We start from the raw sequence: 17186 nt of genomic DNA on the forward strand, positions 1-17186 counted from the left end.
ATGGAAGAAGCTAAGCAGGTCGCATAATTTTTTAAAAAAGAGCCCATGGATTTGGGATCAGTCTGACTTTCAAAGAATTGAATTATGAAATTGACTTAATGTGCAGTTATTTTTTCATTTTTAGCTGGAACCAAGAGTCTTCCATGAAAATTGATGTATTTTTGCAGGTATGTTCCCTCAACAGCAAATTTGTTAGAAAATAACTGTATGTTTGCAGGTTTTTTTGAGGACCGATGTTCGAATGAGGATCAAGCACTGATTTTGAGGTTGAGCCTTTTTTATAATATTAGTATAAGTTTGAACCGGAGGTTCACCTTTCTGATATTGCAAGAAAAGCTACAACTTAGACACGAATGTATCTTCTTCGAGAGGGCTTCGAATAGAAGCTTTTCTTATAATATCAGAAGACTTTATAAGTTTTCAGCGGAGCTGAACAAGTCTAATATTGCAAGAAAAGCCACCGCTAAGACACGAATGTATCTCCTCGAAAGGGCCTCGAATAGAAGCTTTACTTATATGATAGAATTGGAACAAGTGCAGCTATCTGTTTGAGAAAAGAGGAAGGGTGACCGTTATGCTACGACGAGTTCCCAGTGTTATACTCCCGCTATTACAGGACTATGTACAGCTGATTTCCTTGCACATACCGGAAGTTGTTTGTGGTGTTTACCTTCAGGGCTCAATAGCTCTGGGCGGGTTTATTCCCGGTAGAAGCGACATTGACTTTATTACCGTTGTATCCGGACCGTTAACATCGGAGGAAATTAGTCGAATAGATCTCCTCCATGAACATTTGAAAAGCAAACACGACTATTACAGCGTTATGGAGGGCCAATATACAACACTGGATCATCTAAGAAAAACCGCTCCATTGGAGCGGGAGCAGTTTCCGAAATATTTTTATGGCGAGAACAGGGGGCTTACGAAAGGACAGATAGACAATACGGCTTTATGGATTTTAAAGAAGCATGGTCTGACACTTTTGGGACCCGAGGTTAATGATCTGGATATTCATGTCGGGTGGCCAGATTTGCTGAAGGCGATGAAATATAATTTACATACGTACTGGACGGAAAAAGCGTATAACTATGAGTTGTTTTTGCAGGACAATTGGGTAGATGATACGGTATTGACGTTAGGAAGGATTGCCTACACTCTCGAACACCAATCTGTGGTAACCAAGGATCAAGGTGGCCACTATCTAATGCAGACACTCCCGTTTGAATGGCACGCCCTTATTTATGAAGCTATGCGAATTCGTCAAGGGATGAGTGAGAACGGATATTTCCCTTCTATTGCTGAACGCGCAGCACGGACACAGAGCTTCATCAGATACATGGTGAAAGTGTGCACGGAGCAATATCATTTAGATAAATGATTCATAGGACATAGCGAAAATGGAAAAGCAGGCAGGTTAGAAACCTTTATTTTATTCAGCAGCGGCTGTTGTAGCTTGTTTTTTCATAAACCAAACCATCAGCAGCGCACTTGCAACAAACGAGATAACAATCAAAACAAATGGCAGCCGCGGGTTAATAGCGTATGACCAGCCTCCAATAACGCCAGACGGGGAAACGAAAATTAAAATCATGACGGATAGAATGGAAAACACTTTGGCACGTTCTTCATCCTGTATGACATTGGCAACGGAGGCTTCCAGATAAGGGTATGTAATAATAGTGCCTACAGCGAATAGAATGGTGCTTCCGACAATCCAAAAGGTGCCTTCGACAGGCGCCACAATCTGCAGCAGCATAGCCGCGGCCGATAAAAGGAACCCCATAACCATATACCGGTTTACATGGACGGGTTTAATTCGCGGTACCACGTACAAGATTAACAGCAGCATGGACACAGAGGTGACGGCAGGAAACCAGGCTATAAAAGCTTCGCTAAAATGAAGCGCTTTCACAAGGTATATGGAAAGATAGGTATTGCGCATATTAAGCTGAAACTGATACAGAATATAAATGCCGAATAAGAGCAGCAGCGGTGTGTTGGCGAAAACCATTTTCACTACTTGCCAATAATCGCTCAGGATAACGCGGGGCTGAAAGGCACCCTGCTCCTGACTTTTGCGAATCCCCATTTCCGTTTCATGGGTGGCGTAATTACGACCTATAAACATCAATGTCATACTTACAAAAGCAATCAAGTACATGATTCGATTCGCGGGGACTAAACCATAGTGGCTGACAAGAAGCCCGCCGAGAGGAGCAAATAATCCACATATTATATTGATCAATTGAAGGACATTAAAAATATGCGGGCGTTCATCTGGCTTCGTAACTTCAACAAGCAGACAATACCAAGCGGTATTGGGAACCTTTTGAAAGCTGTTAAAGATGGCTGCCGCCAGGAAAAACCAAATATTTTGGGAAACAGCCCACAGCAGAGTCGCTGTACTCCAGCTCACGAAATCAAAAATCATCAATGCTTTTTTACGGCCCATCCGGTCGGTTAAATATCCGCTTATTAGTGAAGTGAATATTTGAAGCATAAGTCCGAGGGACGTAAGTAAACCGATCTGCGTTTCGCTTACGCCAAGCTCCAGCATATAGACCGAGGCATAGGTCAAATACAGGCTGTACGGCAATAGAAACATCGGCTCATACAGCATGCATCCTCTGGCGTTTCCTTGTAGCTTGTTGAACAAAGCTTTCCCTCATTTCATAATTGGTTCCGTTCAATAGGAGATTTAACTGAACATCCAGCACCCTAAGCTTAATGTGCCCAGTTGATATTGTTGATGGAGGAGAGTAGCTTTTCTCATGCGATCAGCGGCCCCCATGCTAATAAACAGCGGAGCAAGATGTTCTTTGGTTGGCACGGCTTTGGCGGCAAAAGGCGCGCGGTTCTCATAATCGAATAAAGCTTCCAAATCCCAAATATGAATTCGCTCCGCAATCCATTGATCGAATTCGATAGCCCAATCCTCTGCATCTTTGGAGTCCCAACTTAATAAGCCGGCATTGTGCACAGTGCCTCCGCTACCAATGATTAGAATGCCTTGCTGCCTTAAGTGCAGAAGTGCTTTACCGATTCGATATTGTTCTTCCGGCACCAGGCGAGGGTTCACGGAAAGAGCTACTATGGGCGTGTCTGCTCGTGGAAGCAGCAGTGAAAGGGGTGCCCAAGCGCCATGGTCCAGCCCGCGTGAATCGTCTATAGAGCAGGCAACCCCTTCGGACGCAAGGAGTCGCTGGATATGAAGGCTGAGCACAATGTTTCCAGAGGCAGGATAGGTTATATCGTATAGCTCCTGCGGGTAGCCGAAGAAATCATGGAGTGTCTCCAGTTGGGATGCTCCTGAAATTAATTGTCTAGGGCTCTCCCAATGGGCACTCACTATGACAACACCTTCGGGTTTGGGTATCTGTGCACCGAGAATTCTCAGAAAACGCGTGTACGGATGGTGCTCCAGTACGAGTGTCGGTGCGCCATGAGCCATGAAAAAGGATGGGAACATAACAGCACCTCCAATTGGTTGATATAAAGTTATCATATGCGCAAAGAGATGCTCAATACAATCAGATATTTCAGAATATTTGTAATGTTCACGTTAACATAGATATATTTTTAATTGCCTGTTATAATTTCAATAGTGGCAAAAGTTCAATACAAGCTGGAGGTTACTCTAATGAAATTATCTGTTTTTACTGTAGTTACACCGGATTTGACACCTGAAGAGCTTGCCGTAGCAGCCAAAGAAGCAGGTATTGATGGTATTGAATGGCGTTTTAAAGACATACCACAAGATGCTTTGGAGGAAAAACCATCCTTCTGGCGGAGAAATCTATGCTCCATTGACCCTGCAGCAACTGATGCTGAGCTGGAGCGCTTTGCTCATGCAGCTCAAGATAACGGATTGAAAACAGTGAGTGTTACCCCTTATTTGCAACCAGGTGATTTAAAAAGTACAGAACGTGTACTTCAAGTAGCGCAAAAGCTGGGTGCAGAGACGATTCGTGTAGGCGTACCGGCATACAATGGCACGCAGCATTTTAACGAGCTGTATGCACTTGAGCTTGAGTACCTGAAGGGCGTAGAGTCGCTAGCTAAGCAGTATGGCGTGAAGTGCTTGGTGGAAACTCATCATAATACGATTACCGCAAGTGTTTCAGGCGCTTACCGTTTGGTAAGTCAATTTGATCCAAAGCATATCGGCGTATTATTCGATCCGGGCAACATGGTGCATGAAGGATATGAAAATTTCCGTATGGGCTTGGAAATTCTCGGGCCTTATCTGGCTCATGTCCACATCAAAAATACAGGCTGGAAGAAAACAGAAGTTCGTGAAGACGGCTCTCAAGCCTGGACTTCTTATTGGGAGCCTAACTTCCAAGGTGTTGTAAATTGGAAGCAAGTGCTAACTGATCTGAAAGCAGTTGGTTACGAAGGTTACCTCGGCGTTGAAGATTTCAGCGGTCTTTATGGTTCAAAGGAACTGCTTCAAAAGTACGGCGAAGAAACCCGTGCTCTTTTGGCAAGCATCTAAATCATACGAATAATAAATACCCGCTCAGTAGGTTATCAAACTACAAGGAGCGGGTATTTTTTTTCGATGCTCTGAAAATAAGAAGCTGAGTACCTCCTTCACAGGCTTTAGTGTTTTTGCAAGCGAGTCTCTTTCGACTATAATAATAAGAAACTGGCAACTATATTAGGAGGTATTGCATTGAATCCTGTAGCTAAGCTGCTTATCATTGGCGGAATTGTTATGATCGTCGCAGGAGTTCTGTGGGCTGTTGGAGGCAGGTTTCTGAACCTGGGAAGGCTGCCAGGAGACATTGCGGTTGAGAAAGGAAACTTCAAAGTTTATTTCCCGATAGTGACCTGCATTGTTATTAGTGTGGTGCTGTCGCTAATTATGTATATAATCCGTTGGTTCACCAAGTAACAGCCTGATATGTTTATATCTAGATAAAAGTAACTCCTAGAGCTCTCCCCGTTAGGTAATCCCCCGGTTTCTATACACTTCCACTACCCTTCGCATAATTGCGGAAGTCGGCTAAGCTGTAAAACAGGGCCAGACAAGAAGTATAATATAGAGCAAGGTGCATACACTCCTTATATGCAAAAAAGTCCTTCAATCGACATTATGAGAAAAGCTTCGCTTAGACGGAACTCTAAAGGAGGAATGTTGGTGGTTACAAGAATGACAGGTCTCATTGCCACGTTAATGGTAACTTTTCTGATCACATCTTGCAGCTTCGAGCACGGAGCGGCTAAGACATCTCCTGCAATGGCACCCGCAGCTCCCGCCCCAACTCCGCCCGTAGCCTCAACAGCAGTTAAAGAACGGGAAATGCTGTACAAGGCACCTTTTACAGGTTTATTTTCAGAGCAAAGAAATGAGAGTCGTCCCTTGTTAGTGATGGTGAACAACCATCCGTCAGCAAGGCCACAATCTGGCCTAAGCTACGCTGATGTGCTGTATGAAAGTCTGGCTGAAGGGGAAGTCACCCGGATAGCAGCCTTATATCAAAGCGCGGATGCAAACTTTACAATTGGGCCTGTACGCAGTATTAGACCCTATTATATAGATCTTGGAAAAATTTACGATGCTGTGCTTATCCATGCAGGCGGTAGTCCTGACGCTTATACTCAGCTGGATGAGCAGAAGCTCGATCACCTTGATGAAATCACTAATGCAGGAAGATTCTTCTGGCGGGAAGCATTTCGTAAGGCACCTCATAATTTGTATACAGGACTTGTGAAAATAAGAATGGGAACGGAGAAGCTGGGCCTGCGTAACGAATATAGTGCCGTTCAAGCGATGCCTGCTTATTTACCGGAGAATACGGACAGGCCAGGAATGCTTGCCTCAGGTATGCGCGTTACCTTTTTGCTGAAGAGCTATGCAGTTTCCTATACATACGATGCTGAGCTTAAGCTGTATAAGCGGTTTATTAATGATGCGCCACATCTGGATTTGGGTAATAATGAGCAGTTAGCGGCATCGAATGTTGTCGTTCTAGCCGCAGAGCATATTGTGTTAGATAATGAGGGGCGAAGAGATATCAAGATGGTTGGGAGCGGCATAGGATATTTGTTTCAAAGAAACATCGCCCAGCCCGTTGAATGGAGAAGAAATGATGTGTTTGACCGATTCCATCTGTATCAGAATGGGAAAGAGTTAGGCTTATTCCCGGGTAAAACGCATTATTTGATCGTGCCGAATAAGCCATCCTTTGAGGAGCACCTGACGATTCAATCTGAAAACCGGTAGCCGTCCATACTGGTGCTTTTGAACATTCAGGTGAATGTGTAGTTTATTCAATATTTTGGTGATAATGGAAAATGTTATATAAAAATAATGAAAATAAAAAAATGTCGTACAATAACTGTTGTACGACATTTTGTGCGAGGAAATTCCAAGATTTGACCAAATATTACTTATTTACTCAATAAAGTATAGTCCACTAGAACTATTAAATCAATAAATTTATGAATATTTCGACTTTCTTAACAGTCCCAAAATGTTGCATTTTCACTTTAGAAACTCGCTTAATCCATCTTGAACAAAATCAGGAGCTGCTTTTTTCAACTGCTCTACCGTATGTAAATAACGTTGGGTCGTGTTGATATGAGAGTGTCCCAAGTTCTGCTGAACCTGTTGAAGAGACGCTCCATAGAGCAAAGCTAAGGTAGCATTTGTATGCCGCAGCCAGTGAGGAGTGAATTTTTTTCCCAAATTGCACTGCTTGCTCGCTTTTTGAATAACACGTTCTACTTGGCGCGAAGACAATAAAAATACCCGTTGATCCTCCGAGCTTGTATCCCTGGATTTCGCATACTCCATAAATAACTCCGATAATTGCTGCGGTACCTTAATCGTACGTTTTTTGCCGCCTTTACCATCCATTATCGTTAACCAGACCGATGTCTCAGTTACATCCGTAGCAAAATGTCCCCATTCCATTGAACTGAGTTCAGATACGCGAAGCCCCATTAGAACAAAGGTTAAACCGATGAGATAGTCGCGAAAACGTTGTTTTTTTAGCTGATCCAGCAGGTGTCCGACCTCTTGTTTGGTTAAATAATGATTGCCGCTGTTAACCGTTATTCGGGGAGTGCTCACGCAAGATGTCGGATTAATTTGGAACAGCTTTATATTGGGATCGCTTCCCCATTTGTATAATGAACGCAATGGAGCGATAAAGCTAGCAACAGTAGCTGATGACATCGGTTTTTTTTGTTTGCTGCAAAATCCTTTTATTAAACCAATTTTATATACTTCAATTTCTTTCCAGGTTACCTCGGATAAAGCTTTGTAGGAAATAAACTGCCGGAAGCGTTCTATCGCCAATTTGTAATTCCGTATCGTATATTTAGAGCGGTTACATACGGCCAGAAACATTTCGATTATTTGATCATCTGTGTAGGATTCGTGGTTGTTGTTGTAAATAGAGATCTGAGTAGTTAAGGGTTCTTGCTTCAACATAAGTTGCCTCCTCTGCAATATTGTGTCGTACAACAGTTATTGTACGACATGATGGAACAGGTACGAAATCTGTATTAACATGCAAATGTATACGTGATGTGTATTTTTTTGGAAGGTGGTGCAGACCGGCGAATGCAAATGCAGTTAGTTTTGATGCACAACGAGATGAATCAATTATTGGAAAGGGACAGCGAAACTTATGATCACAGTGTAAGAGTAGCGTCAATGGCTAAGGTTATGGCCCATGGGTTGAAATTGGACACTAAGCAAACCTATCAGCTGGTAAACGGTTGTTACTTGCACGATATCGGAAAATTGCGGATTCCTATGGAAATATTGAATAAACCTTCAGGATTGGCGCCGCATGAATGGGATTTGATGAGGCTACACCCAACCGTGGGGGCCGACATGCTGAAAGAGTATGCTTTTATAGATCAAGAAATCATCGACGTGGTCGAATTTCATCATGAAAGATGGAGTGGGGATGGATATTGCGCTGGATTAAAGGGACAGGATATTCCTGTTTTTGCGCGGATATGCTCTATTATTGACGCTTTCGACTGTATGATTTCGAGGCGAACCTATCATAGAGGATTAACCGTGAATGAAGCAATAGACCAACTGGTGTTAAATGCAGGGACGCAATTTGACAAGCAATACGTGCATATTTTTATCCAGCAGTTGAATCTGAATGAATAAATGAATCGACAGCTGCAATTTTAAACTCGGATGTGATCATATGAGTATATGTGTACAAGAGCAGTACATCGAAATTGTGTTGGATAAGGGTTATTTTGCAGTAAAAACTAGAGATGTTTATAAGATTATTAAGATGGAAGCATTGGAGGAAGCGGAAACGCCCGATCCTTATCTAAATCATGTGCTCTATCTGCGCAGCAAAGAGGTTAAGCTAATAAGCCTGAGGCGATTATTTGATTTACCGGAAGCGGAGTATACGAAAGCTACAAGGGTTATAGTAGTGAGGTGTGATCGAGGCTACGCAGGTATTGTTGTAGATCAAGTCAATAAAATATCAACGTATGATACGATTCAAGCCGCCCCTTTAAAAGATATGAGAATGGTTAACGGTTCTTTCTTTTCGGGAATCAGTCAATGTGACGGTAAGCAGGTGGGAATTATTAATATGGACGAGGTGCTTCTTCGGTTTTAGGATAACTTTTGTAGATGGCTAGTCGAAAAGCTTGAAGAAGCAGCTCTGTCAAGAGCGCCAAGATTAAAAAATTCTTATTTGATTCTAATAAACGGAATGAAAGCCGGATGTAATGAGGGTTTGCGAGACCCTTGGTACATGTTGGCTTTTTTTTACGTGGTATACTCGAAATCGAGACAGGGACAAGCATCCTGTACTCCAATCTATTGTTGATAAGGAGAGAATGAATTTATGAAACTTCTGAAAAAACAACAGTTGGGTAAGACACTGATGGTTGCCACTGTAGGTCTTTCTGTTATGCTTTCTGGAACAATAGTTACGCTTCCGTCGAATACGGCTTACGCATACAGCTCATCCAAGGCTAGCGGTGTTATCGCAACAGGTAAGCGCTATATGGGCGTACCTTATAAGTTTGGAGCGACGTCCGGGCAGACTCGTAATTTCGATTGTTCTTCTTTTACTCAGTACGTATATGCTAAATACGGCGTTCATCTGCCACGTACCTCACAAGCACAATCTCATGTGGGTACCTATGTTGCAAAAAGTAATTTGATGCCTGGGGACTTGGTATTCTTTTATTCTCCGATCCATCACGTGGGTATCTATATCGGAAACGGTAATATTCTTCATACCTATGGAGCCGGAGGCGTAAAAATTTCTAATATGAACAGCAGCTTCTGGAAATCGAAGTATAAAACAGCTCGCCGCGTTTTGTAGTTCTCGCAATTAAAAACTCCGTTCAAAATACTTCATACATCGCGGGCCCCTATCGACAGGGAGAGTCTGTAAGAAGAAGGAGCACGTTTGGTGTCATAAGTAATGACGCCAAACGTGTTCTTTTTGTTGCAAGGAAATTATATGCAATTACATCCTTGAGAAAGTCGGTATCTTTGGCAGTTGGGCGAGTTATGGGCCAAAAAATACCCTGAATCAAATCATCGCCTCCTTGGCTTAGCGGCAAGGAGGCGATGCGTTCAGTGGCAGCTTCACGGTGACACGCGTGCCCTTGCCGGGCTTGCTGTCGATCACGATCGTACCCTTGTGCAGCCGCACAATGTTATGCGCGATCGAGAGTCCGAGTCCGCTCCCACCTGTGGAGCGGCTGCGAGCCCTATCGACCCGGTAAAACCGGTCGAACAGGCGCGGGATGTCCGCGGGCTCGATGCCGATGCCGCGGTCGGTTACCTGCAGCATGGCGATCTGCGCATCGCGCGGATCCGGCTGCAGCGTCACAAGTACAGCGTCCTGGCTGTACTTGATGGCGTTATCAAGCAGGATGATCAGCAGCTGCTTGATCTGCCCTGGGCTTCCGCTCATGGTTACGCTATCAAGCGCGGTATCCAACTGGCAGCGAAGCTCGCGGTGGAAGGCTTGCTGCAGGGTAGCTGCCGTTGTGCTCACTAGCTCGGAGAGATTAAAGGCTTCCCACTGCATATGCTCTCCTGATTCGGTATTAGCGACTGTAAGCAGTTCATGGGTGAGCTTGCGCAGCCTCGCGGCTTCGGAGTGAATGGCTTCAACGGCTTCCGTTCGCACCTCTGTATTGCTGCCACCCCAACGTCTCAAAAGATCGGCATAGCTTTCTATGATAGTCAGCGGAGTTTTTAGCTCATGAGAGGCATCAGCCAGAAATTGCTTTTGCAGATTGAAGTTATGCTCCATTTTCCCGATCATAGAATTAAAGGTATGTATCAGCTGCCCCAGCTCGTCTTGGTGTTTGGAAGGGGGGAGCTCCAGCTTTTTGAAGACCCCGTTTCGTTGATTCGACTCCATAACAAAAGCAAGCTGGTGGATAGGCCGAAGAATGATTTTGGCGTAATACATTCCACAGGCCAGCGCGAATATAACAGACCCCATGGTGGTCAGCATGAGCACATTGATCAGCACGTCCAAATATTCTTCCAAAGTATCCAGCCTGCGTATGATTTGCACAGCCCCGAGAGTTTCATTTTTATCATCAATAATAGGGGTCTGAATGTAGACGATCAGTGCTTCGGGTGTTTTGAGTGTTCTGGAAAAGCTGCGAATGCTGAACTCGGCCGAAATCTCCTTGAGCTGATCATTTGTAGCTATTTGTGTTTGTATAACAGAATCCTTATCAATAATACGGATCAGGGCTTGTGGCATCAGGAAGGGCTTGAGCCATGAGGTACGGGTCCAGCGTGCTGGATTGTAGAGCTCGGTTTGAGACATCAATGGTGTGATCGCATTCCACAGAAGCTGGATCTGGCTTTTCGTTGTGATACGCACAACCGTAAAGTACGTAACAATATTGAACAGCAGCATGACCAGCAGCAAGGAAGCTGCGATCAGCAGTGTGATTTTGATTCGAATCCTCATGTAGCCGTATCACATTCTTTGACCAAATAGCCGACGCCCCGTAGCGTATGAATAAGTTTGCAGGTGAACCCTTGATCTACCTTCTGCCGTAAGTAGCGGATATATACATCTACAACATTGGTATCACCGATAAAGCCATATCCCCATACATCGGATAAAATTTGCTCGCGGGAAAGCACCTCACCCGTATGAGTTACCAAATAGCTCAGAAGATCAAATTCCTTCGGGGTAAGCTCGATGAGCTGATCTTCCCGGATAACCTGACGGGTTCGTATATTCATAGTCAAGCCATCGATACGGAGCTCATCTTCGTTGTGGAAGGAAGCTCCGCCTTCGGCATGCGGCTGGTTAGCTGTCATTCGGAGCAGGTTGCGAATACGTGCCAACAGCTCTTCAATGGCAAAAGGCTTCGTTATATAGTCATTCGCGCCTTGGTCAAGCCCGCTCACCCGGTCGGGTATGGTGTCTCTGGCCGTCAGTAAAATAACAGGAGTATGGCAGCCGCTCTGCCTCATTCGGCGCAGTACCTCCATACCGTTCAGCTCAGGCAGCATGATATCCAGCAGGATCATGTCCCAGCTCTGGGCCAGTGCCATATCCAAGCCTTCGCGGCCATCTTTGGCATGCTGAGGGGAGTAGCCTTCATGTTCTAATTCCAGCTGCAGCACCCTCGCTATTTTATCCTCATCTTCAATAATTAATATGGTTGGCTTCATGATATCCCTCACCGTTTCTTTGCATAAATGTAGTATGTGTTTGAAAGTTGTAAATATGAGAGGGAATGCGTACAAAATAGTTTTCACAATTTTTCCAGGGTGTAATTGTACTCCAGCGGAGGCATTGATAAGATGTATGTAGAGATACATAACGTAAGACTTGATAGTGGAGAGTTACCTGTTGAAAAGTTGAAATGGGGGATTGTAGATGCGTGGATTGCATAACCAAGTAGCGGTCATCGCCGGAGGCGGAAGAGGAATCGGGAGAGCCATCGCGGAGAAATTATCAGGCTATGGATGCAAGGTTATCATAGGCAGCCGGACGCAAGAGCAATATTTGGGAACAGCTGAACACTTGCGGCAGAATGGCGGCGAGGCACATGGGCTGATGCTGGATGTTCAGGATCAGGGAAGTATTCAGCACTTTGTGAAGCAGGCGAATGAGCTGTACGGACGTATCGACAGCTTCGTTTATTGCGCCGGCATTAACAAGCGTGTACCAGCGGAGCAATATGCAGTAGAGGATTGGGACGAGGTAGTCGGAGTAAACCTTAAGGGCGGATTTATGAGCTGCCAAGAGGTTGGGAAAAGGATGATAGAGCAAGGAAGCGGTTCAATAGTAACGATTACTTCCATGCTTTCGCATATTGGAACTCCGAATCAAAGCGCGTATGCTGCTTCCAAGGGAGGCCTGATGCAGTACAGCAAGGTACTGGCTGTGGAATGGGCCAAATATGGGGTACGGGTCAACTCAGTAAGCCCGGGCTACATTGAAACCGATTTAACAGCGGGCAACTTCAAAAAAGAGTCATTTCGAGACGCGGTGCTAGGAAAAACTCCTATGGGACGTTTCGGTGGGACTGGTGAGGTAGCGGAAGCTGTCTGTTTCCTCGCATCCCCGGAGGCGTCCTATATTACAGGTACGTGCATACCGGTCGACGGGGGATTTTTGGCGGGGCATCAAAGCATTATTATGCAGTAGTCAGATGGATCAGAGGATAATGCAAGACTCCGGTTTTTCATAAGCAATGAAAACCAATACCTGTTTTCGATAGAATCTGCCTTGCAAAAGGTTTCGTTTCTAGCGAAAGCAGGTTTTTTCTGTTATTCGCGGGCTGTTTAACAGCAGATGAATGAAAATATCTCTCCCCAGCAATATTAGAAGAGTAAATATTTCTATTGAAACATCATATGACTTGTTATATATTATAAATACATCATATGAATGTTTGTTATTTATAAAGTCTGCAGGTGGTTATCATATCGAAGAAATTAACTTACGAAACCGTATACGACCGTATCAAAAGTAATATTAAAGCCGGACACTGGAAGCAGGGGGAGCAGCTTCCGCCATTGGAGCAGCTATCGGCTGAGCTGGGCGTTGGCATATCCTCTGTGCGAGAGGCCGTTCGTATACTCGGGAAGCAGAAAATTTTGCGAATCGAGCAAGGGCGAGGCACCTACGTAGACAATGATTTGACTGATACACCGGCCGACCGACTCGATTTCCTGGAGAGGGCTACCATGCTGCAATTGACGGAAGCAAGGCTTATTATCGAGCCGGAGCTTGCCGCTATGGCTGCAGAGAAGGCTACCGATGAAGAAGCGAAGGCGATCATGGCTACTGCTGAGGCTATGAAACGCAAGGTTGAGAAGCAGCGGGATTTCTTGAAAGAGGACATCCATTTTCATGAATTGATCGCGAAAGCTTCCCACAACGATATTATGTTCCACATGCTGGACCGAATGAGTGACTTGCTGGTGGATAGTCGGCGTAAATCCATGAAATGGCCGGGGATGCATGAGAAAGCCTCGTCATTTCATTACTTGATCGCACAGGCCATTATTCAGCGGAATCCGACTCAGGCGCGTGCTCTTATGAAATGCCATTTGGAGGATATGCTGTTCGAATTTCACAAAGGAGAGGATTCATTATGAAAATAAAATCTATGGAGCTATTTAAAGTGCCGCCGCGGTGGTTGTTTCTCAAAATTACGACGGATGACGGTATCGTCGGTTGGGGAGAGCCGGTTGTTGAAGGTAAAGCGGATACGGTGCGCACAGCCGTGGAAGAGATGAGCGAATTCCTGATCGGCAGAGACCCTGGCCACATCGAGGATTTATGGCAGGTTCTGTACCGCGGCGGATTTTATCGCGGCGGGCCGATCTTGACGAGCGCTATCTCCGGTATCGAGCAGGCGCTGTGGGACATTAAGGGCAAGAGCCTGGGCGTGCCCGTCTATGATTTGCTTGGCGGCCCGTGCAAGGAGAAGATGCGCGTCTACGCCTGGATTGGCGGGGATAAGCCATCGGATGTGGCTGAGGCTGCGAAGGAAAAGATCGCGCAGGGCTACACCGCGATCAAGATGAACGGCACCGCCGAGATGGAGTGGATCGATTCGTCGCTTAAGGTGCAGGAGGCGGTTGAACGCCTGGCTGCTGTGCGCGAAGCAATTGGTCCCGGCAACGGAATTGGCGTGGACTTCCATGGCCGCGTCCACAAGACGATGGCTAAGGTACTGATCAAGGAGATGGAGCAGTACAAGCCAATGTTCATCGAGGAGCCGGTTCTATCGGAGAACAACGAAGCGCTGCTCGAAATCACAAGAGGGTCCAGCGTTCCGATTGCTACAGGCGAGAGGATGTATACGCGGTGGGATTTCAAACGGCTTCTTACGCAAGGGGGAGTCGACATTATTCAACCGGATTTAAGTCATGCCGGTGGAATTTGGGAAGTGCGCAAGATTGCGGCAATGGCGGAAGCCTTCGATGTTGCAGTTGCGCCTCACTGCCCGCTTGGGCCTATCGCGTTGGCTTCATCGCTGCAGCTTGACTTCTGCACGCCGAATGCGTTTATTCAAGAACAGAGCTTGGGCATTCATTACAACCAAGGCTCCGATCTGCTTGATTATTTGGTCGACCCTTCGGTGTTCGATTATAAGGATGGTTTCGTGAAACGAATGACCAAGCCTGGTCTTGGCATCGAGATTAATGAAGCTAAGGTTCGTGAAATGGCCGCAATAGGCCATCAGTGGCGTAATCCAGTGTGGCGCACTGAAGACGGCACAGTTACGGAGTGGTAAATTTAACGAGTAATACGAATATAATTTTGATAGTAGAACTAATCCTTAATTCTGATATGCATACAGCAAAAAGCCGCTCTCTGCCGAGAGTGGCTTTTTCGGAATAAGATAGGTTAGGCTGAAGGCCTTCGACCCATCACTAAGGTCAGAATAAATAAGATCAGGAACACAACGAATAGTACTTTGGCTATGCCTGCAGCCGCTGAGGCGATTCCCAGAAATCCAAATACACCGGCGACTATAGCAACGACTAAAAAGATAAGAGCCCATTTTAACATGCTAACACACCTCCTGGATAATGTTTTTCCAGTGCCTTTGCGGATTACAGCTATTACTGCTGCTTAAAAATTACCATACATTGTTTCGACCGGGACCTGATCGGTTCGTTACGTAGACTCCGTCCTTAGGAACGACAACCTCATCTCGGATCCCGCTGTTTCTGCGGTGAGCATACATGTCGTCATTATCCAGATTGTCGTTCCACACCATAACAAGTATTTTCCCTTTATCCAGCTCTTTCTCGAAATGATCGGCTTGCGCTTTGGACAATCCTAACGACTGCATCTTGGAACGCAATTGATCGCCTCTGGAGCGAAACAGATTGGCAAAGGCATCTCCAATGCCCTCCTCCATGACTCCAACTGTGTTGGTGCTCATCAGTTTAGTTAATCCTTCTGTTGTTTCATCATCATGCGCTAATACGTAAATTTCGTCCAGTGTGTAGCCTTCCCTTTGAAAACTGCGAATTTCCTGAATAGCTTGCTCCTCATAAGATACCAACTTGGCTTTGTTGTCCATAGGTTGTTCCTCCTTTGAGTTGCGCCAGGCGACACTAGCACCGTAAGCACGGCTGAGCTTTGCCTTAGCGATTTTTCTGAACGAAGTACTAAGCGACTAAGCGGCCCGAAAAATTCCATGTAAGTACTGCAGTCGACTGGCTTTTAATATGGATAGATTCGGTTGTGACCGGCATGTCCTCTATTAACCATCTGGGAAAATCATGAACCATTCTATTTGTTGATTCAGAAGGCCGGATTGGCGGGTACATAATTGTTATAGATAGCGCTATAATGTAATGAAAAGTAGAAGCCACGAAAGTTAGGAGTCATGTAATGAATATCGTAATAGTTGATGACAATCCTGTAAATTTGATGGTAATAGAGAAAATAGTGAAAAGCGCCGGATATAAGCATTGTATTAAATTGCCCTCTGCTATTGAACTGCTGGAGCTGCTGAAGGTTGGGACTGGAGAAGGGCCTGAGGTGCCGGTGGATTTAATCCTGCTCGATATGATGATGCCTGTGATGGACGGTCTTCAAGCCTGCCGTTCTATACAGGAGGATGAGGCACTGCGCGATATTCCTATCATTATTGTGACCGCTATGGGGGATTCGAATCTGCTGGCTGACGCTATGGAAGCGGGTGCCGTTGATTATGTAATGAAGCCGATCAATAAGGTGGAATTAATTGCGCGGATTCGTGTAGCTCTGCGATTAAAGTATGAGAAGGATTGGCATAAGGAGAATGAAGCGCGTATCCGCAGTGAACTGGATTTGGCCAAACAAGTGCAGAGCAGCGTATTAAGCCAACCGCTCCGTAAAGAAAGATTGGATATAAGCGCATCCTATCATCCGTCCTTCGAGCTTGCCGGAGATTTATACTCTTGGTATCCGATTGACTCGAATCGGCATGGGATTATTTTGCTCGATATGATGGGGCACGGGATTTCCTCCTCGTTGGTTTGCATGTTTATTTCATCTGTAATGCAAGATACCATTACCCGATTCGTTCAACCGGAAACGGTTATAGCGGAATTGAACCGTTACATGAATCAGTTGAATCGAAATGCGTCCGTGAGCTATTACTTTACCGCCATTTATTTGGTTATTGATACTCATCACCAAACAATCGAGTATGTTAATGCGGGCCACCCTCCAGGCATTTTGATGGAAGCGAACAAGCCTACTATCCTGTTGGACCAAGGAAGCTGTGCGGTTGGGTTCTTTGAGCAGATGGATATTGTAAAGGGCGTGCTGTCCTATGAGAATGACATGCGGCTATTTCTATACACGGATGGACTTCTGGAAGCTATAGAAAAGGAAGACGAGGATGAGGTGGAGACGCTGGTCAAATCTATTGAAGCTTGTGAGCCTCGGGAACTCGTTGATATTATGAATGTTCTGCTGCCGGCTGAAATTCGTGATCAGCAGGAAGATGATATTTGCATGGTTATGCTGCGCGCTCATTAGTGGGAGTAAGGATATGCAGCAGCATGGTGTCTTATTTGGAATGCCTGCTTCATTTCCATTCCAGGAGTACAAAGTATGGATCTCTGTCAAGAAAGTAGACACTCAAATAAGAGATATCACACAACCTTTTTGTAATACATGGCCTCGTATTGATCCGGTGAAACATAGCCCAAAGAACCA

The 17186-nt window shown here is 45.3% G+C and carries 18 protein-coding genes; 11 read left to right on the forward strand and 7 right to left on the reverse strand.

The features are described 5' to 3' along the window. The first annotated feature begins 574 nt into the window (after nucleotides 1-574). Nucleotides 575-1378, forward strand: a complete 804-nt coding sequence (locus tag ACFQ0C_RS31830) for an aminoglycoside adenylyltransferase domain-containing protein (protein ID WP_379372914.1) — start codon at nucleotides 575-577, stop codon at nucleotides 1376-1378. A 51-nt stretch (nucleotides 1379-1429) separates the two neighbouring features. Here ACFQ0C_RS31830 and ACFQ0C_RS31835 read toward each other — a convergent pair whose 3' ends face one another. Together ACFQ0C_RS31835 and ACFQ0C_RS31840 are read right to left on the reverse strand one after the other, a co-directional pair. After that, nucleotides 1430-2656, reverse strand: a complete 1227-nt coding sequence (locus ACFQ0C_RS31835; RefSeq protein ID WP_379372916.1) for an MFS transporter — start codon at nucleotides 2654-2656, stop codon at nucleotides 1430-1432. 42 nt (nucleotides 2657-2698) lie between these two features. After that, a complete protein-coding gene (locus ACFQ0C_RS31840; protein WP_379372918.1) occupies nucleotides 2699-3469 on the reverse strand; it encodes a DODA-type extradiol aromatic ring-opening family dioxygenase in 771 nt (256 codons plus the stop codon). A 171-nt stretch (nucleotides 3470-3640) separates the two neighbouring features. On the opposite strand from ACFQ0C_RS31840, the gene ACFQ0C_RS31845 reads away from it, so the two are divergent. The 3 genes from ACFQ0C_RS31845 to ACFQ0C_RS31855 all read left to right on the forward strand — a co-directional run bounded on the left by ACFQ0C_RS31845 (nucleotide 3641) and on the right by ACFQ0C_RS31855 (nucleotide 6232). Next, the gene (locus tag ACFQ0C_RS31845) at nucleotides 3641-4498 is read left to right on the forward strand and encodes a sugar phosphate isomerase/epimerase family protein (protein ID WP_379372920.1); all 858 of its coding nucleotides are present in this window, start codon (nucleotides 3641-3643) and stop codon (nucleotides 4496-4498) included. A gap of 180 nt (nucleotides 4499-4678) precedes the next feature. Next, nucleotides 4679-4900, forward strand: coding sequence for a DUF2905 domain-containing protein (locus ACFQ0C_RS31850; protein ID WP_379372922.1), 222 nt, complete (start codon nucleotides 4679-4681; stop codon nucleotides 4898-4900). A 246-nt stretch (nucleotides 4901-5146) separates the two neighbouring features. Further along, the gene (locus tag ACFQ0C_RS31855; RefSeq protein ID WP_379372924.1) at nucleotides 5147-6232 is read left to right on the forward strand and encodes a DUF3048 domain-containing protein; all 1086 of its coding nucleotides are present in this window, start codon (nucleotides 5147-5149) and stop codon (nucleotides 6230-6232) included. Nucleotides 6233-6493: 261 nt separating this feature from the next. Here the strand turns inward: ACFQ0C_RS31855 and ACFQ0C_RS31860 are convergent, their stop codons facing one another. Beyond that, nucleotides 6494-7447: a tyrosine-type recombinase/integrase gene (locus ACFQ0C_RS31860; protein WP_379372926.1), complete on the reverse strand. Its 954-nt coding sequence runs from the start codon at nucleotides 7445-7447 to the stop codon at nucleotides 6494-6496. 132 nt (nucleotides 7448-7579) lie between these two features. Between ACFQ0C_RS31860 and ACFQ0C_RS31865 the strand changes: the two genes are divergently transcribed. The 3 genes from ACFQ0C_RS31865 (at nucleotide 7580) to ACFQ0C_RS31875 (ending at nucleotide 9335) form a co-directional block, all read left to right on the forward strand. Further along, nucleotides 7580-8146, forward strand: coding sequence for an HD-GYP domain-containing protein (locus ACFQ0C_RS31865; RefSeq protein WP_379372928.1), 567 nt, complete (start codon nucleotides 7580-7582; stop codon nucleotides 8144-8146). Between the two features lie 40 nt (nucleotides 8147-8186). Continuing rightward, on the forward strand, nucleotides 8187-8618 hold the full coding sequence (locus tag ACFQ0C_RS31870) for a chemotaxis protein CheW (protein ID WP_379372930.1): 432 nt from the start codon (nucleotides 8187-8189) through the stop codon (nucleotides 8616-8618). Between the two features lie 231 nt (nucleotides 8619-8849). Next, complete coding sequence (locus ACFQ0C_RS31875; RefSeq protein WP_379372932.1) at nucleotides 8850-9335, forward strand: C40 family peptidase; 486 nt, start codon at nucleotides 8850-8852, stop codon at nucleotides 9333-9335. Between the two features lie 234 nt (nucleotides 9336-9569). Here ACFQ0C_RS31875 and ACFQ0C_RS31880 read toward each other — a convergent pair whose 3' ends face one another. Together ACFQ0C_RS31880 and ACFQ0C_RS31885 are read right to left on the reverse strand one after the other, a co-directional pair. Then, the gene (locus ACFQ0C_RS31880) at nucleotides 9570-10958 is read right to left on the reverse strand and encodes a sensor histidine kinase (protein WP_379372934.1); all 1389 of its coding nucleotides are present in this window, start codon (nucleotides 10956-10958) and stop codon (nucleotides 9570-9572) included. After that, complete coding sequence (locus ACFQ0C_RS31885) at nucleotides 10955-11674, reverse strand: response regulator transcription factor (protein WP_379372936.1); 720 nt, start codon at nucleotides 11672-11674, stop codon at nucleotides 10955-10957. Before ACFQ0C_RS31885 ends, ACFQ0C_RS31880 begins: the two co-directional genes overlap by 4 nt. Nucleotides 11675-11882: 208 nt before the next feature. Here ACFQ0C_RS31885 and ACFQ0C_RS31890 point away from each other — a divergent pair, with 208 nt between their 5' ends. From ACFQ0C_RS31890 to dgoD, 3 genes are all read left to right on the forward strand, one after another. Then, nucleotides 11883-12656 carry an SDR family NAD(P)-dependent oxidoreductase gene (locus ACFQ0C_RS31890; protein WP_379372938.1) on the forward strand — a complete coding sequence of 258 codons (774 nt, stop codon included), beginning with the start codon at nucleotides 11883-11885 and terminating at the stop codon, nucleotides 12654-12656. A 269-nt stretch (nucleotides 12657-12925) separates the two neighbouring features. Further along, nucleotides 12926-13612, forward strand: a complete 687-nt coding sequence (locus ACFQ0C_RS31895; RefSeq protein ID WP_379372940.1) for a FadR/GntR family transcriptional regulator — start codon at nucleotides 12926-12928, stop codon at nucleotides 13610-13612. After that, on the forward strand, nucleotides 13609-14757 hold the full coding sequence (gene dgoD / locus ACFQ0C_RS31900; RefSeq protein WP_258217942.1) for a galactonate dehydratase: 1149 nt from the start codon (nucleotides 13609-13611) through the stop codon (nucleotides 14755-14757). Before ACFQ0C_RS31895 ends, dgoD begins: the two co-directional genes overlap by 4 nt. Before the next feature lie 113 nt (nucleotides 14758-14870). On the opposite strand, the gene ACFQ0C_RS31905 is transcribed toward dgoD, so the two are convergent. Beyond that, nucleotides 14871-15035 carry a DUF1328 domain-containing protein gene (locus ACFQ0C_RS31905; RefSeq protein WP_258217903.1) on the reverse strand — a complete coding sequence of 55 codons (165 nt, stop codon included), beginning with the start codon at nucleotides 15033-15035 and terminating at the stop codon, nucleotides 14871-14873. A 70-nt stretch (nucleotides 15036-15105) separates the two neighbouring features. Then, on the reverse strand, nucleotides 15106-15555 hold the full coding sequence (locus ACFQ0C_RS31910; protein WP_379372942.1) for a YflT domain-containing protein: 450 nt from the start codon (nucleotides 15553-15555) through the stop codon (nucleotides 15106-15108). Between the two features lie 314 nt (nucleotides 15556-15869). Here ACFQ0C_RS31910 and ACFQ0C_RS31915 point away from each other — a divergent pair, with 314 nt between their 5' ends. Beyond that, on the forward strand, nucleotides 15870-17006 hold the full coding sequence (locus tag ACFQ0C_RS31915; RefSeq protein ID WP_258217901.1) for a SpoIIE family protein phosphatase: 1137 nt from the start codon (nucleotides 15870-15872) through the stop codon (nucleotides 17004-17006). Nucleotides 17007-17186 lie beyond the last annotated feature (180 nt).

Source organism: Paenibacillus sp. GCM10027630, assembly GCF_042676305.1.
Classification (GTDB): Bacteria; Bacillota; Bacilli; order Paenibacillales; family NBRC-103111; genus Paenibacillus_S.

What these genes read in the sequence shown, in the direction of transcription:
- ACFQ0C_RS31910 (WP_379372942.1), bottom strand. Translation starts at nt 15,555, where the DNA reads ATGGACAACAAAGCCAAGTTGGTATCTTATGAGGAGCAAGCTATTCAG.
- ACFQ0C_RS31860 (WP_379372926.1), bottom strand. Translation starts at nt 7,447, where the DNA reads ATGTTGAAGCAAGAACCCTTAACTACTCAGATCTCTATTTACAACAAC.
- ACFQ0C_RS31865 (WP_379372928.1), top strand. Translation starts at nt 7,580, where the DNA reads ATGCAAATGCAGTTAGTTTTGATGCACAACGAGATGAATCAATTATTG.
- ACFQ0C_RS31880 (WP_379372934.1), bottom strand. Translation starts at nt 10,958, where the DNA reads ATGAGGATTCGAATCAAAATCACACTGCTGATCGCAGCTTCCTTGCTG.
- ACFQ0C_RS31870 (WP_379372930.1), top strand. Translation starts at nt 8,187, where the DNA reads ATGAGTATATGTGTACAAGAGCAGTACATCGAAATTGTGTTGGATAAG.
- ACFQ0C_RS31915 (WP_258217901.1), top strand. Translation starts at nt 15,870, where the DNA reads ATGAATATCGTAATAGTTGATGACAATCCTGTAAATTTGATGGTAATA.
- ACFQ0C_RS31885 (WP_379372936.1), bottom strand. Translation starts at nt 11,674, where the DNA reads ATGAAGCCAACCATATTAATTATTGAAGATGAGGATAAAATAGCGAGG.
- ACFQ0C_RS31875 (WP_379372932.1), top strand. Translation starts at nt 8,850, where the DNA reads ATGAAACTTCTGAAAAAACAACAGTTGGGTAAGACACTGATGGTTGCC.
- ACFQ0C_RS31905 (WP_258217903.1), bottom strand. Translation starts at nt 15,035, where the DNA reads ATGTTAAAATGGGCTCTTATCTTTTTAGTCGTTGCTATAGTCGCCGGT.
- ACFQ0C_RS31890 (WP_379372938.1), top strand. Translation starts at nt 11,883, where the DNA reads ATGCGTGGATTGCATAACCAAGTAGCGGTCATCGCCGGAGGCGGAAGA.
- ACFQ0C_RS31840 (WP_379372918.1), bottom strand. Translation starts at nt 3,469, where the DNA reads ATGTTCCCATCCTTTTTCATGGCTCATGGCGCACCGACACTCGTACTG.
- ACFQ0C_RS31845 (WP_379372920.1), top strand. Translation starts at nt 3,641, where the DNA reads ATGAAATTATCTGTTTTTACTGTAGTTACACCGGATTTGACACCTGAA.
- ACFQ0C_RS31830 (WP_379372914.1), top strand. Translation starts at nt 575, where the DNA reads ATGCTACGACGAGTTCCCAGTGTTATACTCCCGCTATTACAGGACTAT.
- dgoD (WP_258217942.1), top strand. Translation starts at nt 13,609, where the DNA reads ATGAAAATAAAATCTATGGAGCTATTTAAAGTGCCGCCGCGGTGGTTG.